The sequence below is a fragment of the Devosia sp. genome (assembly GCF_028290645.1).
Lineage (GTDB): Bacteria > Pseudomonadota > Alphaproteobacteria > Rhizobiales > Devosiaceae > Devosia_A.
In genome coordinates this window covers 1-3003 of sequence record NZ_JAQGJL010000256.1, presented here as the reverse complement: position 1 = coordinate 3003, position 3003 = coordinate 1, and the positions used below count along the sequence as shown (strand labels likewise).

Here is a 3003-nt window from a genome sequence, read left to right as displayed (position 1 = left end):
GGTACGGAGCAGCGCCTTGGTCGGGATACAACCCCAGGTGGAGCAGATGCCGGCCATGTGCTCGCGCTCGACGATGGCGGTCTTGAGGCCCAGCTGCGCGGCACGGATCGCTGCGACATAGCCACCCGGACCGGCGCCGATGACGATGAGATCGTATGAGTCAGCCATCTGCTATTCCTTCACCATCAACAGCCAGTCCTTGCCCCGCGCCTTGCCGTCGGGGTAGTCGCGCATCGGGCGGGTCGCCTCGACCGCAAAGCCGCGGCGTTCATAGAGCTGCCGGGCCCGGGTATTCACGTCCTCGGTGATCAGCGCCAGTCCGCGAGCCGAGGTTTCGCTGCGTTTGTGCTCGGCGACATTGAGCAATTGAGAGCCGACACCCTTGCGCCAGCCGATATGGACGGCCAGCATGCTGATGAACCAGCGCCCCGCCGCCAGCCGCTCGAGCTCGATGATCGGCACGAGGAACGCCGGAGTGTTTGCGCGCATCGCCGGCATGGTCTCGAGCTCGGGGTAGCCGAGCAGCATGCCGACCACCTCGCCGTCGCTTTCCGCCAGCGTGGCGTTGCGCCAGTTGAGGGCATCGCTCTCTTCAAGCATTTCGAGGCGGCCGACCTCAACCGGGTCGTACGCGTCCCCTGCGCGCTGGTCATGCGCCCAGCCGTTGCCGATCCCGCCATGCGTCGCAATGTTGACCAGCAGCGCCACCTCGCTCGCATCAGCCCTGGTCGCCGGGCGCATGCCGATGGGGGCGTTCAAAGCCCGAGCACCTGTTTGACGATCGGCACCAGCCCCTCCCCGATCTTGCGGCTGTTGGCGGCATCGAGATGCACCCCATCGGCGGGATGGGCCTCGGCGACGGTCGAGGCGTCGAAGAAGCCGGTACCGTATTCGTCGGCGCGCAGCTTGTACCACTGCGCGAACAGCTTCGACTGCGCGATGGCGCTATCGCCGAAATGCAGCATCATCTCGGGATGATCGGTATCGCGCAGGTGCGGCGGGGCGACGAGGATGATCCCGGGCGTCACGTCGCCCGGCTTCTGGTAGTGGCCGCGAACGATCTGCACCAGCCGGCGCACGCCGTTGGCGGCTTCCTGTGCGGTGCGGCCATGGAACGGCTTCAGGTCGTTGGTGCCGAGCATGATGATGACCAGATCGAGCGGCGAATGCGACTCGAGCAGCGTCGGTAAGAGGCGCGCGCCGTTCCGATCGGCCGCGGCCCAGAAGTCGTCGCGGACAGTGGTCCGTCCGCCGAGGCCTTCGGCGATGACGCGAGCCTGGCCATCGAGTGCCCGCTCGAGCACCGTCGGCCAGCGGTCTTCATAGGGGTGGCGCTGGCCGCCGGGAATCGGGTTGGCGCCGAAGGTGAGGCTGTCGCCGAAGGCGAGGATGGTCTTCATGTGAGTCCCTGCCCGCTCAAGCCAGCATCATCACGGGATTTTCGATCAGGCCCTTGAACGCCGCGAGCAGTTCCGCCCCGAGCGCTCCGTCCACGGCACGGTGGTCGCAGCTCAGCGTCACGGTCATGAAGTTGGCGACCTTGACCTGGCCCTTGTCGGCATAGACGCGTTCCTCGCCAACGCCGACCGCGAGGATGGTGCCGTGCGGCGGGTTGATGACGGCCTGGAAGTTCTTGATGCCATACATGCCGAGGTTGGAAACCGACGAGGTGCCGCCCTGGTATTCCTGCGGCGCGAGCTTCTTGTTGCGGGCGCGACCGGCGAGGTCCTTCACCTCTTCGGAGATCTGGCGGAGCGACTTGGTATCGCAGGCCTTGACCACCGGGGTGAAGAGGCCGCCGGGGACGGCAACCGCGACCGCTACGTCGGCGTGCTTGTGGTAGAGGATCGAGTCGCCTGCCCAGGTGGCGTTGGCCGCCGGGACCTTCATCAGCGCCGCGGCCCAGGCCTTCATGACGAAGTCGTTGACCGAGAGCTTGTAGGTCGGCTTGCCGTCCTTGAGCGGAGCGGCGGCGTTGATCTGTTCGCGGGCCTGGAGCAGCGCGTCGATCTTGCAATCGAGCGACAGGTAGAAGTGCGGGATGGTCTGCTTCGCTTCGGTGAGCCGCGCGGCGACGACCTTCCGCATGCCATCGTTCGGGACGATCTCGTAGCTGCCCTCGGGATAGAGCGCGAGCACCTGCGCCTTAGTCATGCCGGTGGAAAGAGCGGCGCCGCCGGCAGCGGCGGCCGGAGCCGGGGCAGCTCTTAGCGGCGCTTTGCCGGACTTGGCGGCCTCGACATCGGATTTGACCACGCGGCCATGCGGGCCGGAGCCGTTGATGGCAGCGAGCGCGATGCCGGCTTCCTTGGCGAGGCGCTTGGCGAGCGGGGACGCGAAGACGCGGGCGCCGTTGGCCCCGACGTTGCTGTTGGCAGCGCCGTTTGCGGCCGTGGCGGAGACCTTGGCGATGTTCTCCTGAAGAGCCTGACGCTCGGCGGCCTCTCTAGCCGGCGCAACTCCTGCCTGAGTGGCCGGATTTTCGCGCATGATTGCACCGGCGTCGTTTGCAGCGGGCTTGGGTGCCTCGGCGGGCTTTGATGGTGGGGCCGGTGCCTTCACGTCTGCGGCCGTCTCGCCCTCGGTGAGGATCACGGCGATCACCGCGTTCACCTTCACATTCTCAGTGCCCTCGGGGACGACGATCTTGCCGATCCTTCCCTCATCGACAGCCTCGACTTCCATCGTCGCCTTGTCGGTCTCGATCTCGGCGATCACGTCACCCGAGGAGACGCTGTCGCCTTCCTTGACGTGCCACTTGGCGAGCTTGCCCTCTTCCATGGTGGGAGAGAGAGCGGGCATGGTGATGTTGATGCTCATTTGTGCCTCACTCGCCGATGTCTTCGTTCCAGAGTTCGGGGTGCTTCGCGATGAAGTCCGCCATCATGTGCTCGCAGCGCGGCTCGTGGTAGTCGACCACGTTCACGCCGGCCAGCGACAGGACATCCTGGAAGCCTTTGAAATTCTTCGATTCTGCCACGACGACGCGGGAAATGCCGAACT

The 3003-nt window shown here is 66.0% G+C and carries 4 protein-coding genes; all 4 read right to left on the bottom strand.

What is annotated here, in order from left to right:
- A partial coding sequence (locus tag JWQ89_RS14170; RefSeq protein ID WP_299642039.1) for an FAD-dependent oxidoreductase occupies positions 1-168 on the bottom strand: 168 nt, incomplete at its 3' end.
- 3 nt (positions 169-171) lie between these two features.
- Positions 172-759 (bottom strand): GNAT family N-acetyltransferase, encoded by a 588-nt coding sequence (locus tag JWQ89_RS14165; protein ID WP_299642037.1) that lies wholly within the window; start codon positions 757-759, stop codon positions 172-174.
- A complete protein-coding gene (locus tag JWQ89_RS14160) occupies positions 756-1400 on the bottom strand; it encodes an SGNH/GDSL hydrolase family protein (RefSeq protein WP_299642035.1) in 645 nt (214 codons plus the stop codon). Before JWQ89_RS14160 ends, JWQ89_RS14165 begins: the two co-directional genes overlap by 4 nt.
- A gap of 16 nt (positions 1401-1416) precedes the next feature.
- Positions 1417-2820, bottom strand: a complete 1404-nt coding sequence (locus JWQ89_RS14155) for a pyruvate dehydrogenase complex dihydrolipoamide acetyltransferase (RefSeq protein WP_299642033.1) — start codon at positions 2818-2820, stop codon at positions 1417-1419.
- Between the last annotated feature and the right edge of the window lie 183 nt (positions 2821-3003).